Genomic DNA, 24,876 nt, shown 5'->3' on the forward strand with positions numbered 1-24,876 from the left:
TATTAGCGCGAAAGCAGGAAATCCGCTAAAACGCATTCGCTATAAGCCGGATGGCAACGCTTATAAACATAGCATGATCAAATCTACAACTTATTCGGACAATGCTGACGGTTCCTCCATATTTCCTTCATTTTTATGCCGTCTTTCCTCGCTAAACTAGTATTCTGTAAGGAGTGTAACTTTTTTGGCAATGAGTGCCCGCACGCCTGCCTTTTGGAGAGATTTTCGCCACCATGAATGCAAAAAACCCACGTCGTTCACTGTTACTACGCCTGTTGGTGGTGGTTATTGTGGCTATTGCCGCCGTGCTGATTTGGCGTCACTTCAGCGCTCCGCAGCCGGCCGACAATGCTGCCCCTGGGGCGCGTCACGCCGGTGGGGGCAAAGCGGCGGCAGGCGCAGGACGACGGGGAGCGCCAATGTCACCGGTACAGGCTGCGACCGCCACACAGCAAACGGTGCCGCGTTACCTTTCCGGGCTGGGCACGGCTACCGCCGCCAACACCGTGACCGTCACCAGCCGGGTCGATGGCCAACTGATGGCGATCCACTTCACCGAAGGGCAACAGGTCAAAGCCGGCGATTTGCTGGTTGAAATTGACCCGCGTCCGTTCCAGGTACAACTGGCTCAAGCGCAGGGACAACTGGCCAAAGATCAGGCCACCCTCGCCAATGCCCGGCGCGATCTGGCACGTTATCAGCAACTGGCCAAAACCAATCTGGTGTCGCGGCAGGATCTGGACACTCAGCTGTCGCTGGTGCAACAGACCGAAGGCGCAATCAAAGCCGATCAGGGCTCCGTCGACAGCGCCAAGCTGCAAATCACCTACAGCCGTATCACCGCACCAATTGACGGTCGTGTCGGTCTGAAGCTGGTGGACGTCGGTAATTACATCACCAGCGGCAGCACCACCGGCATTGTGGTGATCACCCAAACTCACCCTATCGATGTGGTATTTACCCTGCCTGAGGCTACTATCAGCGATTTGATCAAAGCGCAAAAAGCTGGCCCGGTCAGCGTCGAAGCCTGGGATCGCACCAACCAAAATCTGCTTTCGACCGGTTCACTGCTGAGCCTGGATAACCAAATCGACACCACCACCGGCACCATCAAACTGAAAGCGCGCTTCACCAACGAGGATGACGCGCTGTTCCCCAACCAATTTGTTAATGCACGCCTGAAAGTGGCCACGCTGCTGGATGCGATCGTTATCCCTACGGCGGCCTTGCAGATGGGCAACGAAGGCAACTTCGTCTGGACCCTGAGCGAAGATAACAAGGTCAGTAAACATTTGGTGACCACCGGCGTGCAGGACAGCCAAAAAGTGGTGATTAACGCCGGGCTGAACGCCGGTGACCGGGTGGTGACCGACGGCATAGATCGCCTGACCGAAGGCATGCAGGTTGAGGTGGTCACGCCGCAGGCGGCTTCTGCGGCCGGCAAACCAATCCACTCACCTCGCACCCAGGGGAAATCCTGATGCAGGTGATGCCACCTAACGCCGGCGGCGGTCCATCCCGCCTGTTTATACTGCGGCCGGTTGCCACCACGCTGTTGATGTTGGCGATCCTGCTGGCGGGGATCATCGGTTATCGCGCTCTGCCGGTGTCCGCCCTGCCGGAGGTCGACTATCCGACCATTCAGGTGGTCACGCTGTATCCCGGAGCCAGCCCGGACGTGGTCACCTCGGCGATCACGGCTCCGCTGGAGCGTCAGTTTGGCCAGATGTCCGGCCTCAAGCAGATGGCATCGCAAAGTTCCGGTGGCGCCTCGGTCGTCACCTTGCAATTCCAGCTTGAGCTGCCGCTCGACGTCGCCGAACAGGAAGTGCAGGCGGCAATCAACTCCGCCACTAACCTGTTACCGAACGATCTGCCCTACCCGCCGATTTACAGCAAGGTTAACCCGGCCGATCCACCGATCCTGACGCTGGCCGTGACCTCCAGCGCCATGCCGATGACCCAGGTGGAAGACATGGTGGAAACCCGTGTCGCGCAGAAAATATCTCAGGTCACCGGCGTCGGACTGGTGACCATTTCCGGTGGCCAACGGCCGGCAGTCCGCGTGAAGCTCAATGCGGCGGCCGTTGCCGCCTACGGTCTGGACAGCGAAACCATCCGCACCGCCATCAGCAACGCCAACGTCAACTCTGCCAAAGGTAGCCTGGACGGCCCGACGCGTTCGGTCACCCTTTCGGCCAATGACCAGATGAAATCAGCCAACGACTATCGTCAGCTGATTGTCGCTTACCAGAACGGTGCGGCTATCCGCCTGCAGGATATCGCCACCATCGAACAAGGCGCGGAAAATACCCGGCTGGCGGCCTGGGCCAATAAGCAGCCGGCCATCGTGCTCAATATTCAGCGCCAGCCAGGCGTAAACGTCATCACCACCGCCGACAGCATCCGCGAGATGCTGCCTCAGTTGATTAAAAGCCTGCCCAAGTCGGTCGACGTCAAGGTGCTGACCGATCGAACCACCACCATTCGCGCCTCAGTCAGCGACGTGCAGTTCGAGCTGCTCTTGGCGGTAGCACTGGTGGTGATGGTGATTTACGTGTTCTTGCGCAATGTCCCGGCCACTATTATTCCCAGCGTCGCCGTACCGCTGTCGTTGATCGGTACCTTCGCCGCCATGTACTTTTTGGACTTTTCGATCAATAACCTGACGCTGATGGCGCTGACTATCGCCACCGGTTTTGTGGTCGATGACGCCATCGTGGTGATCGAGAACATTTCACGCTATATCGAAAAGGGCGAGAAACCGCTCGACGCCGCCTTAAAAGGCGCCGGCGAAATCGGCTTCACCATTATTTCACTGACCTTCTCGCTGGTAGCCGTGCTGATCCCCTTGCTGTTTATGGGCGATATCGTTGGCAGGTTGTTCCGTGAATTTGCCGTGACGCTGGCGGTGGCAATTTTGATTTCGGCGGTGGTTTCGCTGACGCTGACGCCGATGATGTGCGCACGCATGCTGAGCCACGAATCCCTGCGCAAGCAGAACCGTTTTTCCGCCGCTTCTGAACGCTTCTTTGACCGGGTCATCACCCGCTACGGCAAATGGCTGAAAACCGTGCTGAATCATCCCTGGTTGACGCTAGGCGTGGCGTTCAGCACGCTGGTGCTCACCGTCTTGCTTTACCTGCTGATCCCGAAAGGATTCTTCCCGGTACAGGACAACGGCATTATTCAGGGCACGCTGGAGGCGCCGCAGTCGGTGTCGTTCAGTAATATGGCCGAGCGCCAACAGCAGGTGGCGGCAGAAATCCTCAAGGATCCGGCGGTGGAGAGCCTGACGTCGTTTGTTGGCGTCGATGGCAGCAACGCCACGCTCAACAGCGGCCGGCTGCAAATCAACCTCAAACCCTTGAGCGAACGCAGCGACCGTATTCCGGCCATCATCACTCGTCTGCAGCAGTTGAGCACACAGTTTCCTGGCGTGAAGCTGTATCTGCAACCGGTGCAGGATCTGACCATCGACACCCAGGTCAGCCGCACCCAGTACCAGTTTACCCTGCAGGCCATGTCGCTGGACGAGCTCAGCCTGTGGGTACCGCAGCTGATGGCGGAATTGAAACAGGCACCGCAGTTGGCGGACGTCACCAGTAACTGGCAGGATCAAGGACTGGTGGCCTACGTGAACGTCGATCGCGATTCGGCTTCCCGCCTCGGTATCAGTATGAGTGACGTGGATAACGCCCTGTACAACGCTTTCGGCCAGCGGTTGATCTCCACCATTTACACCCAGGCCAATCAGTACCGGGTGGTGCTGGAACATGACGTCAGCACCACGCCAGGGTTGGCGGCGCTGAGTGAGATCCGCCTGACCAGCAGCAACGGCACCATCGTGCCGCTGAACACCATTGCCAAAATCGAAGAGCGTTTCGGGCCGCTATCGGTCAATCATCTCGATCAGTTCCCGGCGGCCACCATCTCCTTTAACGTGGCCGGCAATTATTCGCTTGGGGAAGCGGTCGACGCCATCACCCTGGCGGAAAAAAATCTCGATATGCCGAAAGATATCACCACCCAGTTCCAGGGCGCGACGCTGGCGTTCCAGGCGGCGTTGGGGGGGACCCTGTGGCTGATCCTGGCGGCGGTGGTAGCGATGTATATCGTGCTGGGCGTGCTGTATGAGAGCTTTATTCACCCGGTTACCATTCTTTCAACCTTGCCCACCGCCGGGGTCGGTGCCTTGCTGGCACTGATGATGGCCGGCAGCGAACTGGATGTGATCGCCATCATCGGCATCATCTTGCTGATCGGCATCGTGAAGAAAAACGCCATCATGATGATCGACTTCGCGCTGGCCGCCGAACGTGAGCAAGGTATGACGCCGTACGATGCGATTTATCAGGCCTGCCTGCTGCGTTTCCGGCCGATACTGATGACCACGCTGGCGGCGTTGCTGGGGGCACTGCCGCTGATGCTCAGCACCGGCGTCGGCGCGGAACTGCGACACCCGCTCGGGGTTTGCATGGTCGGCGGGCTGGTAATGAGCCAGATCCTGACGCTGTTCACCACCCCGGTGATCTACCTGCTGTTTGACAAGCTGGCGCGTAACACTCGCCGGCAGCCGGATGTGCAGGAGCTGCCGTGAAATTCTTCGCCCTGTTCATCTACCGACCGGTGGCCACCACGCTGCTGACGTTGGCAATTGCCATCAGCGGTGTGATTGGTTTTAGCCTGTTGCCAGTATCGCCGCTGCCACAGGTCGACTATCCGGTGATTTCGATCAGCGCTTCGTTGCCGGGTGCCGATCCGGAAACCATGGCCTCGTCGGTGGCTACGCCGCTGGAACGCGCTCTGGGCCGGATAGCCGGGGTCAATGAAATGACCTCGATGAGTTCACTCGGCAGCACCCGGGTCATTTTGCAGTTCGATCTCGACCGTGATATCAACGGCGCGGCCCGTGACGTGCAGGCGGCGATCAACGCGGCGCAAAGCCTGTTGCCCACCGGCATGCCGAGCCGCCCGAGCTACCGTAAGGTCAATCCGTCAGATGCGCCAATCATGATCCTGACGCTGACCTCCGACACCTACAGCCAGGGACAGCTTTACGACTTCGCCTCGACTCAGCTGGCGCAAAAAATCGCCCAGACCGAAGGGGTGGGCGACGTCTCGGTGGGCGGCAGTTCACTGCCTGCTGTGCGGGTCGAACTTAACCCAAGTGCGCTGTTCAATCAGGGGATATCGCTCGATGCGGTGCGCCAAACCATCAGTGATGCCAACGTACGCAGGCCGCAGGGTTCGGTAGACAATCAGCAGCAGCGCTGGCAGATCCAGGCTAATGATGAATTGAAAACCGCCGAGGCTTATCGCCCGCTGATTATCCACTACAACAACGGCGCGGCGGTACGCCTGAGCGACGTGGCCGAGATCAAAGACTCGGTACAGGACGTACGCAACGCCGGGATGACCAACGCCAAACCGGCGATTATTCTGGCCATCAGCCGGGCGCCGGACGCCAACATCATCGAAACCGTCGATCGCATTCGCGCCGAATTGCCCGCCTTGCAAGACAACATCCCGGCGTCCATTCAGCTGAATATCGCGCAGGATCGCTCGCCAACCATCCGTGCTTCGCTGGCGGAAGTGGAACAGTCGCTGGTGATCGCCATTGGGCTGGTGATATTGGTGGTGTTCATCTTCCTGCGGTCCGGGCGCGCGACGCTGATCCCGGCGGTGGCAGTACCGGTGTCGCTGATCGGCTCTTTTGCCGCGATGTACCTGTGCGGCTTCAGCCTGAATAACCTGTCGCTGATGGCGCTGACCATCGCCACCGGCTTTGTGGTCGATGATGCCATCGTGGTGCTGGAAAATATTTCGCGCCACGTCGAAGCCGGCATGAAACCGCTGAACGCCGCGTTGCAGGGGGTTCGGGAGGTCGGCTTTACCGTGCTGTCGATGAGCGTGTCGCTGGTGGCGGTATTTATCCCGCTGCTGCTGATGGAAGGCCTGCCCGGCAGGCTGTTCCGCGAGTTTGCCGTCACTCTGTCAGTCTCGATCGGGCTGTCTTTGATTATCTCTCTAACGCTGACGCCGATGATGTGCGCCTACCTGCTGCGTCACCAGCCGCCGCGAGCGCAGCGGCGCATTCGTGGTTTCGGTAAAATGCTGCTGGCGCTGCAAAAAGGCTATGGACGCTCGCTGAGCTGGGTGCTTGGCCATTCACGCTGGGTATTGGCCCTATTTCTCGCCACCATCGCGCTCAATGTCTGGCTGTATATCAGCATTCCGAAAACCTTCTTCCCGGAGCAGGACACCGGCCGACTGATGGGCTTTATCCAGGCAGACCAGAGCATCTCCTTCCAGGCTATGCGCGTTAAGCTGGAAGATTTCATGAAGATCGTGCGTGAAGATCCGGATGTGGAAAACGTCACCGGTTTCACCGGCGGTTCACGCACCAACAGCGGATCGATGTTTATCTCGTTAAAACCGCTGTCAGTGCGCAGCGACGATGCACAGAAAGTGATTGCCCGGCTGCGTGCCCGGTTAGCGAAAGAACCAGGAGCCAGTCTGTTCCTGATGGCGGTGCAGGATATCCGCGTCGGCGGCCGGCAGGCTAACGCCAGTTACCAGTACACGCTGTTGGCGGACGATCTCGCCGCGCTGCGCGAATGGGAACCGAAAATCCGTATTGCGCTGGCTGCACTGCCAGAGCTGGCAGACGTCAACTCCGATCAGCAGGACAAAGGTTCAGAAATGGATCTGGTTTACGATCGCGAGACCATGGCCCGTTTGGGTATTTCGGTTTCCGATGCCAACAACCTGCTGAATAACGCCTTTGGCCAACGTCAGATTTCGACTATCTATCAACCGCTCAATCAGTACAAAGTGGTGATGGAAGTCGCCCCCCCATACACCCAGGACGTCAGCTCACTGGACAAAATGTTTGTGATCAACAAAGACGGCAAGGCAATCCCGCTGTCCTACTTTGCCAGTTGGCGCCCCGCCAATGCACCGCTGTCGGTCAATCATCAGGGTCTGTCGGCCGCGTCGACTATTTCGTTTAACCTGCCGGACGGCGGCAGCCTGTCGGACGCCACCTCCGCCGTAGAGCGAACCATGACGGCGCTCGGCGTGCCTTCCACCGTACGCGGCGCTTTTGCCGGGACCGCCCAGGTGTTCCAGGAAACGCTGAAATCTCAGTTGCTGCTGATCGCCGCCGCCATCGCTACTGTGTATATCGTGCTGGGCATTCTTTATGAAAGTTACATTCATCCGCTGACCATTCTGTCCACCCTGCCCTCCGCCGGGGTGGGTGCCCTGCTGGCGCTGGAGCTGTTCGGTGCGCCGTTCAGCCTGATAGCGTTGATTGGCATTATGCTGTTGATCGGTATCGTGAAGAAAAACGCCATCATGATGGTCGATTTTGCCCTCGACGCGCAGCGCAATGGCGGCATCAGCGCACATGACGCCATTTTCCAGGCGTGCCTGCTGCGCTTCAGGCCAATCATGATGACCACCCTGGCGGCGCTGTTTGGCGCATTGCCGCTGGTGTTGACCCACGGCGACGGCGCCGAGCTGCGTCAACCGCTTGGCATCACCATCGCCGGAGGCCTGATCGTCAGCCAGCTGTTGACGCTGTACACCACCCCGGTGGTGTACCTGTATTTTGACCGGCTGCAGATAAAATTCCGTCGCGGCAAGAAACTGGATCCATTGTCTCAATAATGGCCACCCGATGCTGATAAAACACACCGCCTCCGTACAATGGCAACTTTGGATCGTGGCGTTCGGCTTCTTTATGCAGACGCTGGACACCACTATCGTCAACACCGCCCTGCCGTCGATGGCCGTCAGCCTGGGGGAGAACCCGCTGCGCATGCAGTCAGTGATTGTCTCCTATGTGCTGACGGTGGCGGTGATGCTGCCTGCCAGCGGCTGGTTGGCGGATCGATTTGGGGTTCAGCGGGTGTTCTTCAGCGCCATCGTGTTGTTTACTCTGGGGTCCATTCTGTGCGCCCGTTCTGAGACGCTGAATGAGCTGATCGCCTCGCGCGTGATCCAGGGCATCGGCGGCGCCATGATGGTACCGGTGGGTCGCCTGACGGTGATGAAAATCGTCCCGCGCGAACAGTATATGGCCGCGATGACCTTCGTCACCCTGCCCGGCCAAATTGGCCCGTTAATGGGGCCGGCGTTGGGCGGTTTTCTGGTGCAGTACGCCAGTTGGCACTGGATTTTCCTGATCAATATCCCGGTGGGGATCGCCGGTGCCATCGCCACGTTGCTGCTGATGCCCAATTACCGCATGCAGACCCGTCGCTTCGACATCAGCGGCTTTATCATGCTGGCGATCGGCATGGCGACGCTGACGCTGGCGCTCGACGGCCACAAAGGAATGGGGCTCTCCTCTCCCGCCATCGCCGCGCTGGTGGTTGCCGGCATCGCGGCACTGGCGGGTTACTGGTGGCATGCGCATGGCAACAGCCGCGCATTGTTCTCACTGCGGTTATTCAAAACCCAAACCTATAAAGTGGGGCTGACGGCCAGCCTGCTGGGCCGTATCGGCAGCGGCATGTTGCCCTTTATGACACCGCTGTTTATGCAGGTCGGCATGGGCTTCTCCCCGTTCCACGCCGGGCTGATGATGATCCCGATGATTATCGGCAGCATGGGAATGAAACGCATTGTGGTGCGGGTGGTTAACCGTTTCGGTTACCGTAACGTGCTGGTTGCCGCCACGCTGATGCTGGCGTTGATCAGCCTGAGTTTCCCGCTGGTGGCGATGCTGGGCTGGATCTGGCTGCTGCCGGTAGTACTGTTCTTCCAGGGCATGGTCAACTCATTGCGCTTCTCGGCCATGAACACCCTGACGCTGAAAGATCTGCCGGATCGACTGGCCAGCAGCGGCAACAGCCTGCTGTCGATGGTGATGCAGCTGTCGATGAGCCTCGGCGTCAGCATCGCCGGTATTCTGATCGGCAGCTTTGCCCATCATCAGGTGGTTACCGACAGCCCGGCCATCCATAGCGCATTTATTTACAGCTACTGTTGCATGGCGTTGATCATCGCGCTGCCCGCGCTGGCCTTCGCCCGCGTTCCGGCCGATACCGCCCCCAACCGTACGCTGACCAAAGAGCCGGGGACCGGCTCCACGAGGTTGCAATAATGAAAATAGGCATCACCGGCAAGCTGTTCATGGCCATTTTCGCCACCTGCATGTTGGTGCTCATTACCATGCATTGGGGCGTTCGCATCAGCTTCGAGCGCGGTTTTATCGACTACATCAAAAACAGCAACGAGCAGCGCATCAACATGCTGAGCGAAGCATTGGAAGAACAGTACAGTCGTCACGGTAACTGGGTTTTTCTGCGCAATAACGATCAGGTGATTTACCAGATCATGCGTTCGTTCGAACAAAACAGCGACAGCAGCCACAATTTGCCGCCCAAAGGCTGGCGCACCCAGTTTTGGGTGGTGGACAGCCAGTACAACCGGCTGGTGGGGCATTCCGGCCCGGTACCGAAGGAGGGCCCGCGTCATCCGATTCGCTACAACAATGAAATCGTCGGCTGGGTAATTACGACGCCCATAGAGAGGCTGACACGTAATACCGACATCAGTTTCGATCAGCAGCAAAGACGCACCAGTTGGATGATTGTCGCCCTGTCCACCCTGCTGGCAGCGGCGGTCACCTGGCTGATGTCGCGCGGGTTGCTGGCGCCGGTCAAACGGCTGGTAGCCGGTACCCACCGGCTGGCGGCTGGCGATTTCAGCACCCGCGTAGCCGTCAGCAGCCAGGATGAACTGGGCCGGCTAGCGCATGACTTCAACCAGCTCGCTACCTCATTGGAAAAAAATGAGCAGATGCGGCGCGCCGTAATGGCCGACGTCTCGCACGAGTTGCGTACCCCGCTGGCGGTGCTGCGCGGTGAGCTGGAGGCACTGCAGGACGGCGTACGTCAGCCTACGGCTGCTTCGCTGGGCTCCTTGCAGGCCGAAGTCTCCACCCTGACCAAACTGGTGGACGATCTGCATCAACTGTCGTTATCCGATCTCGGTGCGCTCGCCTACCGTAAATCGCAGGTTGATTGCGTGCATTTACTGCAAATCGCGGTTGCCAGCTTCCGCGAGCGTTTTCACGCCAAAGGGTTGGACATCGTGACCCAACTGCCAGAACAGGCACCGCTGTTTGGCGATCCGGACAGGCTTAACCAACTATTCAACAACCTGCTGGAAAACAGCCTGCGTTACACCGACGCCGGCGGCAAGCTGGAGATTGGCGCCCAGACGCAGCCAGGCCGCCTGCTGATTTACTGGCAGGATAGCGCGCCGGGCGTCAATGACGATCAGTTGGCGCGCATTTTCGAACGTTTTTACCGTACCGAAGGTTCGCGTAACCGCGCCAGTGGCGGCTCCGGTCTGGGGTTGTCAATCTGTCAAAACATAGTGGAAGCACACAACGGGACGATCTACGCCCAGCACTCGCCTTTGGGCGGCGTGCGGATTACAGTAGAATTCGCCACCCCGGTAATGAATAAGGCGTCATGATGGAAACCCAGAATCAACCGTTGCAAATTATGATTGTTGAAGATGAGCCCAAGCTCGGCCAACTGCTGGTGGACTACCTGCAGGCGGCGGGATATGCCACGCGTTGGCTGACCAACGGCAGCGAGGTGGTCCCGGCGGTACATGAACATTCGCCGGCGCTGATCCTGTTGGATCTGATGCTGCCGGGCAGCGATGGGTTAACGGTATGCCGAGAACTGCGCCGTTTCACCGATATTCCGGTGGTGATGGTGACGGCAAAAATTGAAGAGATCGACCGCCTGCTGGGGCTGGAGATCGGTGCAGACGATTATATCTGCAAACCTTACAGCCCGCGTGAAGTGGTTGCGCGCGTAAAAACCATTTTGCGCCGCTGCTATCGCCCATTGGACAATATGCAGGAAGAAACGCAGCTTCACATTGACGAACCGCGCTTTCAGGCCAGCTATCAGGGGCAGATGCTGGATCTCACTCCGGCGGAGTTTCGCCTGTTGAAAACCCTGGCCAGCCAGCCGGGCAACGTGTTCTCGCGCGAGCAGCTGCTGAATAATCTGTATGACGACTACCGGGTGGTGACCGATCGTACCATCGACAGCCACATCAAAAACCTGCGGCGCAAACTGGAGCTGATCGACGGCGAGAAATCATTTATCCGCTCCGTGTACGGCGTCGGTTACCGCTGGGAGTCCGAACCTTGCCGCCTGGTGAACGGGCTTTAATCGGCCCTAGGTCCAGTCTTCTACCGTCAGGCCTGGCACCATGGCAAACGCCCGGTCGTTAGTCACTATTGTCGCTCCGCGGCTCTGCGCGTGGGCGGCAATAAGCTGATCCAAGGCCCCCATCACCCGCCCCTTTTGCGTCATTTCCGCCCGCAGCGTGCCATAGCAATGCGCGGCTTCACTGTCCCAGGCATATACCGTCACGGAATCAAGAAATGCCGCGACCGTCGCTTTCAGCGCAAGGTTCTGCCGCTTGGCTACGCCATAAAGCAGTTCCGCCTGCGTAATGCTGGAAATGCATACCGCAGAAGGCGGGATTTTTTCCATTAGGCTCAGCAAGCGGGGATGCCGACGGAACAGTTGGCTGACCGTATTGGTGTCAAACATATACATGCTTACTCTTCCCCGGCGAACGGATCGCGGGTGGCACTGCCCTGCTGACGTTCATCAGCCGCCAGAAAGTCATGCGGTACCTGCGTTTTTTCGATCATTTGCAGCAGCGGAGCCCAGCTGTCAGGTTTGGCCGGATATTTAGATAAAATCACGTTTCCCTCCCGATCGCGGCGGATATACACACGATCTGTATCAAATTCGAATTCCACGGGTAACCTCACCGCCTGATTTCTGCCGTTTTTAAACAGTTTCGCGACTCTTTCCATTTCCATCCCCCTTAACAGGCATAGGCCTAAGCATATGCCTGTTAAGGGGAGATGCCAATATGCGCGCTTATTTTTTGACCGCAATAATGCAACGGCCTCACCCTAGCCTTCCCAGGTTGCGGTTGAAAGACTGCGGGCTCAAGAATGCGGCGGGCTGCGCAAAATTTCGGCATGACAATCCCCCGTTAGCTTCCCGTGCTACAGCAGTATCCGCTGCACAAAACTCCCTGTCAGCGCAAAAAAATGGCGTTTTTTTTGCGCTACCCTTCTCAAGTCCGGTTTATTAGCCGCTCAATTTCAAGCCATTGGCTACACTTACATCACTAATCGGAACCCACAGGAGAAGAACCATGGCAATCGGTCACTATGAGCTGAAAAAAGCAAAGAATGGGCAATACCACTTCAACCTGAAAGCCAGCAATGGCGAAATCATTCTGGCCAGCGAGATGTACGCCAGCAAGGCCTCGGCGGAGAATGGCATTGCCTCGGTGCAAACCAATTCCCCCCACGAAGCACAATACGAACTGAAGCACAGCACCAGCAATCAGCCTTATTTCGTGCTGAAAGCCAAAAACCATCAGGTGATCGGCGTCAGTGAGATGTACAGCTCTGAAACTGCGGCAAAGAACGGTATTCAGTCGGTGATCAAAAACGGTCCGGCCACCGACGTGCGCGATCTGAGCGCGTGATGCATCTGTAAGGCGCGCGATGCCCGCCATCGCGCGTTTTTCTTATGACCAGGATCAATCTCCCTGTAATAAATCCGGTTACCTGCTGATTTCTCGCCGCGCTGCGGCTACAATTCCCCGCTTTTACTGTTACTGCGCCATTTGGGGCGCGTTATACCCACTGGCTTTCATACAGCAGCTAGGCGGCAAGTTCGTGAGTCTCCGGGAGCTTGGTAGACCAAGTGACTGGGGTGAACGAATGCAGCCAACAACGCTGCGGTTAGAAAGACAGAGGTATACTGACCTGAAATCAGACCGAGACTCATTATGTTTACACCGGAACTCCTCTCCCCAGCCGGCACGCTGAAAAACATGCGTTACGCCTTTGCCTATGGCGCCGACGCGGTTTATGCAGGCCAGCCGCGTTACAGCCTGCGGGTACGTAACAATGAATTCAACCACGAGAATCTGGCGCAGGGGATTAACGAAGCCCATGCGTTGGGAAAACGCTTCTACGTGGTAGTGAATATCGCCCCGCACAATGCCAAGCTGAAAACCTTCCTGCGCGATCTTAAACCCGTGATCGACATGGGCCCGGACGCGCTGATCATGTCCGATCCCGGCCTGATCATGATGGTACGTGAAGCCTTCCCGCAGATGGATATCCACCTGTCGGTGCAGGCAAACGCGGTAAACTGGGCGACGGTAAAATTCTGGCAGCAAATGGGCCTGACGCGGGTGATCCTGTCGCGTGAACTGTCGCTGGAGGAGATCGCCGAAATCCGCACCCAGGTGCCGGAGATGGAACTGGAAATCTTCGTCCACGGTGCGCTGTGCATGGCCTACTCCGGCCGCTGCCTGCTGTCCGGCTATATCAACAAACGCGATCCTAACCAGGGCACCTGCACCAACGCCTGCCGCTGGCAGTACAAAGCGGAAGAAGGTAAAGAAGACGAGACCGGCAACATCGTGCATATGCATGAACCGATCCCGGTACAGACCGTCGAGCCGACGCTGGGCATCGGGGCCCCCACCGACAAGGTGTTCATGCTGTCCGAAGCGCAGAAACCGGGTGAATACATGAGCGCCTTTGAGGATGAACACGGCACTTACATCATGAACTCGAAGGATTTGCGCGCCATCCAGCACGTGGAACGCCTGACGCAACTTGGTGTGCATTCGCTGAAGATTGAAGGCCGCACCAAATCCTTCTACTACTGCGCGCGTACCGCGCAGGTCTATCGTCGCGCCATCGATGACGCCGTCGCCGGCAAGCCTTTCGATCCCACTCTGTTGACCACGCTCGAAGGCCTGGCACATCGGGGTTACACCGAAGGCTTCCTGCGCCGTCACGTACACGAAGCGCAGCAAAACTACGATTACGGTTCATCGCTGTCTGAGCGCCAACAGTTTGTCGGCGAATTCACCGGGGTACGGCGTGACGGCTGGGCTGAAGTTGACGTGAAAAACAAATTCCTACTCGGCGACAGCGTAGAAATGATGACCCCAGGAGGTAACGTCTTGTTTACCCTGGAGAGCATGCAAAATAAGAAAGGTGAAGCGATCGACGTAGCGCCGGGTAACGGCCATATCGTTTATTTGCCGATCCCGCAAGATATCGATCTCAATTACGCGTTGCTGATCCGAAATTTGCCGGATACCAATACTCCTGCGGCATAAAATGCAGGGAGCGATCCTTTAATGGCATTTTTTAGCAAATATTAGAATTGGATCACATCAATTACTCCGCAGCTTGGTTAACATCAGGCTGCTTAAAACTAAGAACGAAAAAGATTTGCATAGCAATACTAGGAACCACCTCCTTAGCCAGTCCAATCTCCCTTGGACTGGCTTTTTCTTTGATATCGTAAAATAATCCTATCTAATATATCCATTAGCTTTCAATTCACTGACTTGCCTATTTTTCATTACGGCCTGTTGTCATGGCGATATAAAAATAAAGCTACAACGATTAATTAATGCATTAACAAAAACCACTAACTTTCCCACGGATATATCTTAATTTAAGTCAATCCTGCAGAAATAATCTCTGCCAGGTCAGGATTAATCAGAATTAACTGAATATTCTGATGGCCTGCCGCCGATGGGTAGTTTATCGTTGCCCTATAGTTTACAGCCGGGAGATATCGGGAATGCATTCACCAGCACCAGCGCTTCTTATCATTAACGGCAAAGGCGCCGGCAACGACGAGGTGCGCCTTGCAGTACAAAAGTTGCGAGATGAAGGCCAGCCTCTTCACGTTCGCGTAACCTGGGAACAGGGTGACGCAGCGCGTTACGCACGGGAAGCCTGCCAACTGGGTGTTAAAACGCTGATTGCCGGCGGTGGTGACGGCACCATCAACGAAGTGGCTGCGGCGCTAACGGCCTTGCCGGCGGCCGGGCGCCCGGTACTGGGTATTCTGCCGCTGGGCACCGCCAATGACTTTGCCATGGCCTGCAACATTCCTTTGATGCCGGAACAGGCATTGCGGTTGGCAGTAAAAGGCCGCGCGGTGCCGATAGACCTGGCGAAAGTGAACGATGAACGCTATTTCATCAATATGGCGACCGGCGGATTCGGCACACGCATCACCACCGAAACACCAGAAAAGCTGAAGGCGGCGCTGGGTGGCGTGTCCTACTTTATCCACGGTTTGTTGCGCATGGATACGCTCAAGGCCGACCGCTGCGAGATCCGCGGGCCGGATTTCCACTGGGCAGGCAATGCGTTGGTCATCGGCATCGGCAATGGCAAACAGGCCGGAGGTGGTCAGCAACTCTGCCCGGACGCGCTGATCAACGACGGCTTGCTGCAACTGCGCCTGTTGATCGCGGATGAACTACTGCCGGCGCTGGTAGCCAGCCTGTTTAACGATGAAGAAAACAAAAACGTCATCAGCGCCGCACTGCCGTGGTTGGAGATCAAGGCCCCGCACGAGATGACCTTTAACCTCGACGGTGAACCCCTGAAGGGCAAGCATTTTCGCATTGAAGTGTTGCCGCATGCCATTGAATGTCGCCTGCCGCCAAACTGCGGGCTGTTGGGTCAAGGCCCTACCCCCGAATAACCGTCTATGGCGCTCACCGGCAAGGCTGAGCGCCACTCGTCATAGCATCAGCCCCTTTATCCCAAATAATTTACCGCCTGTCGCTTGCACTTTATTCCGCATCGAAATGTGATCCTCTCCGGCAAATCCTTTAAATCATACTTGTATGGTAGTTCGTTCATGGCGTATTTTCCGTCCAATATGATGACCCGTGCGAACAGGATAAAGACGTTATGAAGATTGTTAACGCAGAGGTATTTGTGACCTGCCCAGGCAGGAATTTTGTCACGCTGAAGATCACCACCGACGAGGGCATTACCGGTATCGGTGACGCCACGCTTAATGGCCGTGAACTACCGGTGGCGTCCTATCTGAAAGATCATGTCTGTCCGCAGTTGATCGGCCGGGACGCCCATCAGATCGAAGACATATGGCAGTTCTTCTATAAAGGCGCCTACTGGCGCCGCGGGCCTGTCACCATGTCCGCCATCTCTGCCGTAGACATGGCGCTGTGGGACATCAAGGGCAAGGCCGCCAATATGCCGCTGTACCAATTGCTCGGTGGCGCATCGCGTACCGGCGTCATGGTGTACTGCCACACCACCGGCCATTCCATCGACGAAGTGCTCGACGACTACGCCAAACATAAAGAGTTGGGCTTTAAAGCCATTCGTGCCCAATGCGGTGTGCCTGGCATGAAAACCACCTACGGCATGGCCAAAGGCAAAGGCCTGGCTTATGAACCCGCCACCAAAGGCAACTGGCCGGAAGAACAGCTGTGGTCAACGGAAAAATACCTCGATTTCACCCCCAAGCTGTTTGAAGCAGTACGTAACCGTTTCGGTTTCGACGAACATCTGCTGCACGACATGCACCATCGGCTGACCCCTATCGAAGCCGCCCGCTTCGGTAAAAGCATTGAACAATACCGCCTGTTCTGGATGGAGGATCCGACCCCGGCAGAAAATCAGGAATGCTTCCGTTTGATCCGCCAGCATACCGTGACCCCTATCGCCGTCGGCGAAGTCTTCAACAGTATTTGGGACTGCAAGCAACTGATCGAAGAACAGCTGATCGACTATATCCGTACCACCCTGACCCACGCCGGCGGCATTACCGGCATGCGCCGTATCGCCGACTTTGCCTCGCTGTATCAGGTACGTACCGGTTCACACGGGCCATCCGATTTGTCCCCTATCTGCATGGCGGCGGCGCTGCACTTTGATCTGTGGGTCCCTAACTTCGGCGTACAAGAATACATGGGCTACTCCGAACAGATGCTCGAAGTATTCCCGCACAGCTGGAGCTTCAACGACGGCTACATGCATCCGGGCAACAAGCCGGGGCTGGGTATCGAGTTCGATGAAAAACTGGCGGCCCGTTATCCCTATGAACCGGCTTATCTGCCGGTCGCACGCCTGGAGGATGGCACCTTATGGAACTGGTAACAGAAGAACGCACCATGCACAGCGTGGTCATTGAAAAACCAGGCCAACTGGTTATCCAGCAACGCCCCTTGCCGCAGCCGGCAGCCAACGAAGTGCGGGTGAAGATAAAGTTCGCCGGTATTTGCGGCTCAGATGTGCATATCTACCATGGCCATAACCCTTTCGCTCGCTACCCGCGCGTCATCGGGCATGAGTTTTTTGGCGTCATTGACCAAGTGGGGTGCGATGTCGATCCACAACGCATCGGGGAACGCGTTGCGGTCGATCCGGTCGTCAGTTGCGGGCATTGCTACCCTTGCTCTATAGGCCGCCCTAACGTCTGCACCGAGCTGCAGGTAATTGGCGTGCACCGCGACGGGGGATTCAGCGACTACGCCTGCGCCCCGGCGCGCAATGCCTACCGCATCCCGGACAGCATCAGCGATCGCCATGCCGCCATGGTCGAACCCTTCACCATTGGCGCCAATATCACCGCCCACCTGCAACCCACTGCCGATGACATCGCACTGATCTACGGCGCCGGGCCGATGGGGCTGACGGTGATCCAAACGCTGAAAGGGGTCTACGGCGTGAAGCAGGTGATCGTGACCGACCGCATCAGTGAGCGCCTGGTGATGGCGCAGGAAAACGGTGCCGACTGGACCTTCAATAACGCTGAAGGCTCGCTGCAAGCCGAGTTGGAGCGGCGCGGACTCCAGCCGACGCTGATCGTCGACGCCGCCTGCCATCCGGCCATTTTGCAGGAGGCGATTAACCTGGCATCACCGGCGGCGCGTATCGGCATCATGGGCTTCTCCGGCGAGGCCTGCACCCTGACCCAGCAAAGCATCACCAGCAAGGAGCTGTCGATTTTCTCCTCACGCCTAAACAGCGGGCGCTTCCCGCAGGTCATCGATTGGATGGCCTGCGGCAAAATCGATCCGCAACGATTAATTACCCACTGCGTGTCGGCCAGCGAGGTTGAGCAGGCGATGCTGATGTTCGAACAAGACCAGCGCACCTGCTGCAAGGTGTTATTACAGTTCGATTAGCACCCGGCGTCGCCACCTTTGCAAAGAACTAAGCATCACAATGAAAACAACATAAGTGGAGTGCTTTATGTTTAAAAACCTGCGTTGGACCATCGTATTCCTGCTGTTTATGGTATACATGATCAACTACCTCGACCGCGTTGCGCTGTCGATTACCGTGCCGATGATCGAGAAGGATCTGATGTTAAATGCCGAACAGTTCGGCATCATCTTCGGCAGCTTCTTCTTCGGTTACGCCATCTTCAACTTTGTCGGCGGGCTGGCGGTAGACAAGTTCGGCCCGACGCTGGTGCTCGGTGTCGCCGTTGGCCTGTGGTCGATTTTCTGCGGCATGACGGCATTAGCCACCGGTTTCTATTCCATGCTGATCCTGCGCGTGCTGTTCGGCATGGCAGAAGGGCCAATCTGCGCCTCGGCCAATAAGATGATCAACGGCTGGTTCCCGAAGAAACAGGCCGCAACCGCCATGGGGCTGCTCAGCGCCGGTTCACCTTTGGGTGGTGCCGTCGCCGGGCCAATCGTCGGCTATCTGGCACTGGCGTTCGGCTGGCGACCGGCGTTTATGATTATCTGCTCGATCGGTATCGTCTGGATGCTGGTGTGGTTCTTCGTGGTGGCGGATAATCCGGCGAAAAGCAAACGCGTCAGCGATGAGGAACTTGCGCTGGTCAACCGGATGAAACAGGAAACCCACAGCGCGGAAGAAGAGCTGAGCAACGCGGCACACGGGTTGGGTTACTACCTGAAACAGCCGATCATCCTGGTCACTGCGTTCGCTTTCTTCTGCTACAACTACATCCTGTTCTTCTTCCTGAGCTGGTTCCCTTCCTATCTGGTTCAGGCGCATAACCTGAACATCAAGGAAATGAGCCTCACCACCATGATCCCGTGGATTGTCGGCTTTGTCGGGCTGGCGCTCGGCGGCTATATCTCCGACAAGATTTTCAATATCACCGGCAAGCTATTGCTGTCGCGCAAGATCGTGCTGGTCACCAGCCTGCTGGCGGCGGCCATCTGCGTGGCCCTGGCGGGTACCGTCAGCAGCGTAGTACCGGCGGTGGTACTGATGTCAGTATCGATCTTCTTCCTGTACATCACCGGCGCCATTTACTGGGCGATTATTCAGGACGTGGTGCATAAGTCCCGGGTCGGCGGTGCCAGTGGCTTTATCCATTTGGTCGGCAGCGTTTCCGGCATCATTGGCCCTATCGTGACCGGCTACATTGTGCAAAACACCGGTAAGTTCGACAGCGCCTTTATGTTGGCTGGCGGCGTGGCTGCGCTGGGTGCAGTGCTGGTGCTGTTGGTGATCAAGGCACCGCGCAACACCGTACAGCCGCAAATCTCGAAATCTTAATGCTTCAGGGGCGGCCAAGGTCGCCCCGCTTTCCCCTTCTTCAGGAACGACAACATGACGCTTTCCAGCACCGCCGCGCTACCGGCGGCAATTGCAGCACCAGGCTACGATCGCCAACGGCTAAAACCCCGAATCGTACACCTCGGTTTTGGCGCATTTTTCCGGGCTCATCAGGCGATTTACGCCGAGCTTCTGGCAAAGGATCACGCCAGCGATTGGGGCTACGGCGTGATCAGCATGCACAACGGCCAGCAAAAAATCGCCGATATACAACGTCAGGACCTGTTATATACGGTGGCCGAAATGGACGACAGCGGCTGGCGAGGTCAGGTTGTCGGCATTATCAGGCAAGCGCTGCATCTGCAGGTCGACGGGCTGGAAGCCGTACTTGAAGCTATGGCGCAGCCGGAAGTCGCTATCGTTTCACTGACCATCAGCGAGAAAGGCTACTGTTATCATCCCGCCAGTGGCCAGTTGCTGGCTGAACATCCGGACATTCAGCATGATATCGCCCACCCGCAGCGGCCAAAGTCCGCCCCCGGTTTGCTGCTGGCGGGGCTACGGCTACGTCGTGAGCGCGGGCTGCCGGCATTCGCCGTGATGTCCTGCGACAACATGCCGGCCAATGGCCAGGTGACCCGCAACCTGCTCTGCCAACTGGCGCTGCGACAGGATGCGGAACTGGCGGCGTGGGTTCAACAGCATGTCGCTTTTCCCTCCACCATGGTCGACCGCATTGTTCCAGCGATGACGGCGGAAACGCTGCGGCAGATTGAAGGTTTACTGGGTGGTATCGTCGATCCGGTCGCTGTCGCCTGCGAGCCCTTCAGCCAATGGGTAATAGAAGATAACTTCCCACAGGGGCGTCCGGCGTGGGAAAAGGTCGGCGCCGAACTGGTCCACGACGTGCTGCCTTACGAAGAAATGAAGCTGCGGATGCTCAACGGCAGCCATTCTTTTCTGGCTTATCTGGGCTATTTGGCCGGCTATGCGCACATCAGCGACTGCATGCAGGATGCGCATTTTGTGGGTGCGGCGCGCCATCTGATGCTGGCGGAACAGGCGCCGACGCTGCAAGTCAGCGGTGTGGATCTGACGCAGTACGCCGAATCGCTGCTGGCTCGCTATCGCAATGGTGCGCTGAAACACCGCACCGGACAAATCGCCATGGACGGCACGCAAAAACTGCCACAGCGTTTGCTGGACGCCATCCGCTGGCACCTGGCACAGGGCAGCGATTTTAGCTGCCTGGCTTTAGGGGTGGCCGCCTGGATGCGTTACGTCGGCGGCCAGGACGAACAGGGTCAGGTTATCGAAATCAACGATCCCCTGCGTGAACGTCTTGCCGAACGGGTCGGCAACAGCCGCGAAGGCGCCGAACGGGTATTGGCGCTGCTGCAGCTTGAAACGGTGTTTGGGTGCGATCTGCCGGACAGCTTACGGTTCGTCAAGGTGGTGACCGATGCCTACCTTACGCTGCTGGCGCAGGGGGCTCGAGCCACCGTTGCCGCGCTGCCCGTCATCGAAAACACATCGGAAGCACGATGATGGATGTCACTGTGCCGAAGCCCCTGGCCAGCGAATGACATCATTGAGTTATCATATTAAGTGGGTGGATTAATCCGCCCGCCATCAAAGAATAATCTGCTAGTATGGTGGCACCCGAATCTCAGCCAGATTACCGATCTTCACCATGTCTGAAACCTACAGCCTTACCAACAACCTCCCGGTCAATCAGCAAATCTATCGGTTCCTACGTAAGGATATCGTCGATTGCACCATTCCCCCCGGCACCTTGTTGTCTGAGAAAGAGATCTCCACCCGCTTTAGCGTTTCACGTCAGCCGGTGCGCGAGGCCTTTATCAAGCTGGCGGAAGCGGGACTGGTGCAGATCCTGCCGCAGCGCGGTACTTTCGTGATGAAGATTTCCGCCAAGCGGGTAGCCGACGGGCGCTTTATTCGTCAGGCAGTGGAATGCGCGATTGTTCGTCGTGTCGCAGAACGGATCACGGCGGAGCAGCTGATGACGCTGGAGCATAATTTGCATCGCCAGACGTTGGCGGCGCAAAATCGGCAAACCCGTGAGTTTTTGGCACTGGACGACGAGTTCCACCAGTTGCTAACCCAGTTTGCCGACTGCCCGCTGGCCTGGGAAACCATCGAAACCATCAAGGCCACCATGGATCGGGTGCGCTTTCTCAGCCTGAGCGAGGTTTCGCCGCCGGAAAGCCTGATCCAACAGCATTACCGCATTTTTGAAGCGCTGAAAGCACAGGATACCGACGCTGCCGAGCGCGCCATTCATGAACACCTGCAAGAGATGATTTACTCCATTACCCCTATCTCTATGCAAAATACCGAGTGGTTTGAGGTCGAATAATCAGCCACAAATCTTCCGTGGGGCGATCGTCCCCACGTATTTGGCCACGCAAATGGCAATTCCTCTCAATCGCATCTATTGTTTCTCCTTGCCGTCAGGATTTCATTACTATCGTTCTATCAGCTTCAATCACCGCTTTTTGCTACGCCGGTGGTCAGATACCTTAGGTTGCCGGTGTATGAAGAAGCTAAATCGGGAGTTAATCATGACTGATATTGCACAGTTGTTAGGAAAGGAAGCGGAAGACCTGTTGCAACACCGCTGTACTACCATCCCTGCTGAAAATCTCTACCTGCCGGGCGCCGACTTTGTTGACCGGATAATGATCGATAACAACCGCCCCAACACCGTGTTGCGTTCAATGCAAAGCCTGCTTAACCATGGCCGCCTGGCCGGCACCGGCTACCTGTCTATTCTGCCGGTCGATCAGGGCATTGAGCATTCTGCCGGCGCGTCTTTCGCCGCTAACCCGCTGTATTTTGATCCGAAAAATATCGTCGAACTGGCCATTGAGGCCGGTTGTAACTGCGTCGCCTCCACTTATGGCGTGCTGGCGTCAGTCTCGCGCCGCTACGCGCACAAAATTCCGTTCCTGGTCAAACTGAACCATAACGAAACCCTGAGCTACCCGACCCAATACGACCAGACGCTGTACGCCAGCGTCGAGCAAGCGTTCAACATGGGCGCGGTTGCGGTCGGCGCCACTATTTACTTTGGTTCCGAGCAGTCACGCCGCCAGATTGAAGAAATTTCCAGCGCCTTCGAGCGCGCTCACGAGCTGGGTATGGTCACCGTGCTGTGGGCCTATCTGCGCAACCCGGCGTTCAACAAAGATGGCGTGGACTATCATTCCAGTGCCGATCTCACCGGCCAGGCCAACCACATTGCCGCCACTATCGGCGCCGATATCGTTAAGCAAAAAATGGCGGAAAACAACGGCGGCTACCGCGCGGTGAAATTCGGTTATACCGATGACCGCGTTTACAGCAAGCTAACTACCGACCATCCGATCGATTTGGTGCGCTACCAACTGGCCAACTGCTATATGGGCCGCGCCGGGTTGATTAACTCCGGCGGTGCCGCCGGTGAGAATGACCTGCAGGAGTCGGTTCGCACCGCGGTCATCAACAAACGCGCAGGCGGCATGGGCCTGATTCTGGGGCGCAAGGCGTTCAAGAAATCGATGAAAGAAGGCGTGGCGTTGATCAATGCCGTTCAGGACACCTACCTGGACAAGAAAGTCACCATCGCCTGATCCCAAGCCACACCCAGTTCGTTTCTCCAGCCCGGTTCGCCGGGCTTTTTTGTCGCATTTTTCTGTCGATCCCCGCTCCCCTTTTCTGCTCCCCCGCCGCTTAATGTTATTTTTCTTTCATTATTAACTTTCACAATAAAATATTTATCTTTCAAATTGTGATCTATTTAAAACAAATGAATCCATAAAGTGATTAGTGTAAGGCCCATGGCGACAGAGCCGCCGTTCGCTCCAGGCCATACCTTCCATCACAGGAGAATAATAATGATTGAGCTAATCACCCACGGAGCCGAATGGTTTATCGGCCTGTTTCAGAAAGGCGGTGAAGTGTTTGTCGGCATGGTGACGGGCATTTTACCTTTGTTAATCAGCCTGTTGGTCATTATGAACGCGCTGATCAAATTTGTAGGCCAGGAACGTATCGAACGCTTGGCGCAGCGCTGTGCGGGAAACCCGGTTTCTCGTTATCTGCTGCTGCCGCTGATCGGCACCTTTGTTTTTTGCAACCCGATGACCCTCAGCCTAGGGCGCTTTATGCCGGAGAAATACAAACCCAGCTATTACGCGGCAGCGTCCTACAGTTGCCACTCGATGAACGGTCTATTCCCGCATATCAACCCTGGCGAACTCTTCGTTTATCTCGGCATTGCCAGCGGGTTGACCACCCTCGGCCTGCCACTGGGGCCGCTGGCGGTGAGCTATTTTCTGGTCGGGCTGTTCACCAACTTTTTCCGCGGCTGGATCACCGATCTCACCACCAGCCTGTTCGAACGCAAGATGGGGATCCGCCTGGATCGCCAGGTGCAACTTTAATTCGTGGAGTGCAGCATGAGTGCTTATATCCGTATTGAGAAAGGCGCCAGCGGCTGGGGTGGCCCATTAACGTTGCCGATCGAACCTGGCAAAAAAGTGGTGTACATCACTGCCGGTACCCGCCCATCGATCGTCGACCGGATTAGCGAACTGACCGGCTGGCCTGCCGTCGATGGCTTTAAAGAAGGCGAACCGCCAGCAGACGAAATTGGCGTCATGGTGATCGACTGCGGCGGTACCCTGCGCTGCGGCCTGTACCCGAAGCGCCGTATTCCGACGGTCAACATTCACGCTACCGGCCAATCCGGCCCGTTGGCGAAGTTTATCCTCGAGGATATTTACGTCTCCGGCGTGCGTGATAGCAACATCAGCCGGGTGGAAGCGGCTACCGATCAGATCCCGACAGCCACGTCGCAACCCAAGGGACGGGATTACGACACCAGCAAAAAAATCACCGAGCAGAGCGACGGCCTGTTGGCCAAAGTGGGTATGGGCATGGGATCGGTGGTGGCGGTGTTCTTCCAGGCCGGGCGCGACACCATCGACACGGTGCTGAAGACCATACTGCCGTTTATGGCGTTCGTCTCGGCGCTGATCGGCATCATCATGGCTTCCGGCCTGGGGGATTTTATCGCCCATGGCCTGACGCCATTGGCCAACAGCCCGATTGGGCTAGTGACGCTGGCGCTGATCTGCTCCTTCCCACTGCTGTCGCCGTTCCTCGGCCCTGGCGCGGTGATCGCTCAGGTGATCGGCGTATTGGTCGGGGTGCAGATAGGCCTCGGCCATATTCCGCCGCAGCTGGCGCTGCCCGCGCTGTTCGCGATTAACGCGCAGGCCGCCTGTGACTTTATTCCCGTCGGCCTGTCGCTGGCGGAGGCCAAGCAGGACACGGTTCGGGTCGGCGTTCCTTCGGTATTGGTCGGACGTTTCCTGACCGGCGCACCGACGGTGCTGATCGCCTGGGCCGCATCCGCCTTCATCTACCAATAACTTCGT

General features: G+C 57.1%; 19 protein-coding genes. 17 read left to right on the top strand and 2 right to left on the bottom strand.

Annotated features, from left to right (window positions below):
- Window positions 1-233: 233 nt before the first annotated feature.
- The 6 genes from M2407_RS11915 to baeR are packed head-to-tail and all read left to right on the top strand — an operon-like array spanning window position 234 to window position 11,216.
- Window positions 234-1,481, top strand: a complete 1,248-nt coding sequence (locus M2407_RS11915) for an MdtA/MuxA family multidrug efflux RND transporter periplasmic adaptor subunit (RefSeq protein WP_041415587.1) — start codon at window positions 234-236, stop codon at window positions 1,479-1,481.
- Entirely contained in the window at window positions 1,481-4,600 is a 3,120-nt protein-coding gene (locus M2407_RS11920; RefSeq protein WP_259218205.1) for an MdtB/MuxB family multidrug efflux RND transporter permease subunit, read from the top strand. Before M2407_RS11915 ends, M2407_RS11920 begins: the two co-directional genes overlap by 1 nt.
- Entirely contained in the window at window positions 4,597-7,677 is a 3,081-nt protein-coding gene (mdtC, locus tag M2407_RS11925) for a multidrug efflux RND transporter permease subunit MdtC (RefSeq protein ID WP_259218206.1), read from the top strand. The genes M2407_RS11920 and mdtC overlap by 4 nt, the downstream gene beginning before the upstream one ends.
- A 10-nt stretch (window positions 7,678-7,687) precedes the next feature.
- On the top strand, window positions 7,688-9,118 hold the full coding sequence (locus tag M2407_RS11930; protein ID WP_020828093.1) for an MFS transporter: 1,431 nt from the start codon (window positions 7,688-7,690) through the stop codon (window positions 9,116-9,118).
- Complete coding sequence (baeS, locus tag M2407_RS11935; protein WP_046372938.1) at window positions 9,118-10,500, top strand: two-component system sensor histidine kinase BaeS; 1,383 nt, start codon at window positions 9,118-9,120, stop codon at window positions 10,498-10,500. The genes M2407_RS11930 and baeS overlap by 1 nt, the downstream gene beginning before the upstream one ends.
- Window positions 10,500-11,216, top strand: coding sequence for a two-component system response regulator BaeR (gene baeR / locus M2407_RS11940; protein ID WP_020828095.1), 717 nt, complete (start codon window positions 10,500-10,502; stop codon window positions 11,214-11,216). Before baeS ends, baeR begins: the two co-directional genes overlap by 1 nt.
- A gap of 6 nt (window positions 11,217-11,222) precedes the next feature.
- Here baeR and M2407_RS11945 read toward each other — a convergent pair whose 3' ends face one another.
- Both M2407_RS11945 and M2407_RS11950 read right to left on the bottom strand, forming a co-directional pair.
- Complete coding sequence (locus tag M2407_RS11945) at window positions 11,223-11,609, bottom strand: type II toxin-antitoxin system VapC family toxin (RefSeq protein WP_020828096.1); 387 nt, start codon at window positions 11,607-11,609, stop codon at window positions 11,223-11,225.
- A gap of 2 nt (window positions 11,610-11,611) precedes the next feature.
- Window positions 11,612-11,875 (bottom strand): antitoxin, encoded by a 264-nt coding sequence (locus tag M2407_RS11950; RefSeq protein WP_020828097.1) that lies wholly within the window; start codon window positions 11,873-11,875, stop codon window positions 11,612-11,614.
- Window positions 11,876-12,225: 350 nt separating this feature from the next.
- Between M2407_RS11950 and M2407_RS11955 the strand changes: the two genes are divergently transcribed.
- The 11 genes from M2407_RS11955 (at window position 12,226) to M2407_RS12005 (ending at window position 24,870) form a co-directional block, all read left to right on the top strand.
- Window positions 12,226-12,564: a YegP family protein gene (locus M2407_RS11955; protein ID WP_020828098.1), complete on the top strand. Its 339-nt coding sequence runs from the start codon at window positions 12,226-12,228 to the stop codon at window positions 12,562-12,564.
- A gap of 306 nt (window positions 12,565-12,870) precedes the next feature.
- Window positions 12,871-14,223, top strand: coding sequence for a tRNA 5-hydroxyuridine modification protein YegQ (yegQ, locus tag M2407_RS11960; RefSeq protein WP_041414820.1), 1,353 nt, complete (start codon window positions 12,871-12,873; stop codon window positions 14,221-14,223).
- A 473-nt stretch (window positions 14,224-14,696) separates the two neighbouring features.
- Window positions 14,697-15,614, top strand: a complete 918-nt coding sequence (yegS, locus tag M2407_RS11965; RefSeq protein ID WP_020828101.1) for a lipid kinase YegS — start codon at window positions 14,697-14,699, stop codon at window positions 15,612-15,614.
- 212 nt (window positions 15,615-15,826) lie between these two features.
- A complete protein-coding gene (gene manD, locus M2407_RS11970; protein WP_020828102.1) occupies window positions 15,827-17,041 on the top strand; it encodes a D-mannonate dehydratase ManD in 1,215 nt (404 codons plus the stop codon).
- 14 nt (window positions 17,042-17,055) lie between these two features.
- Window positions 17,056-18,072, top strand: a complete 1,017-nt coding sequence (locus tag M2407_RS11975; protein WP_259218367.1) for a Zn-dependent oxidoreductase — start codon at window positions 17,056-17,058, stop codon at window positions 18,070-18,072.
- A gap of 67 nt (window positions 18,073-18,139) precedes the next feature.
- Entirely contained in the window at window positions 18,140-19,429 is a 1,290-nt protein-coding gene (locus tag M2407_RS11980) for an MFS transporter (protein WP_020828104.1), read from the top strand.
- 54 nt (window positions 19,430-19,483) lie between these two features.
- Window positions 19,484-20,977, top strand: coding sequence for a mannitol dehydrogenase family protein (locus tag M2407_RS11985; protein WP_259218228.1), 1,494 nt, complete (start codon window positions 19,484-19,486; stop codon window positions 20,975-20,977).
- 145 nt (window positions 20,978-21,122) lie between these two features.
- Window positions 21,123-21,809: a GntR family transcriptional regulator gene (locus M2407_RS11990; RefSeq protein ID WP_259218230.1), complete on the top strand. Its 687-nt coding sequence runs from the start codon at window positions 21,123-21,125 to the stop codon at window positions 21,807-21,809.
- A gap of 205 nt (window positions 21,810-22,014) precedes the next feature.
- Complete coding sequence (gene fbaB / locus M2407_RS11995; protein ID WP_012146277.1) at window positions 22,015-23,064, top strand: class I fructose-bisphosphate aldolase; 1,050 nt, start codon at window positions 22,015-22,017, stop codon at window positions 23,062-23,064.
- Between the two features lie 264 nt (window positions 23,065-23,328).
- The gene (locus M2407_RS12000) at window positions 23,329-23,877 is read left to right on the top strand and encodes a PTS glucitol/sorbitol transporter subunit IIC (protein WP_020828107.1); all 549 of its coding nucleotides are present in this window, start codon (window positions 23,329-23,331) and stop codon (window positions 23,875-23,877) included.
- 15 nt (window positions 23,878-23,892) lie between these two features.
- Entirely contained in the window at window positions 23,893-24,870 is a 978-nt protein-coding gene (locus tag M2407_RS12005; protein ID WP_020828108.1) for a PTS glucitol/sorbitol transporter subunit IIB, read from the top strand.
- The last annotated feature ends 6 nt before the right edge of the window (window positions 24,871-24,876 follow it).

It is taken from the genome of Serratia sp. BIGb0234 (genome assembly GCF_024809915.1).
Taxonomy (GTDB): Bacteria; Pseudomonadota; Gammaproteobacteria; order Enterobacterales; family Enterobacteriaceae; genus Serratia; species Serratia liquefaciens.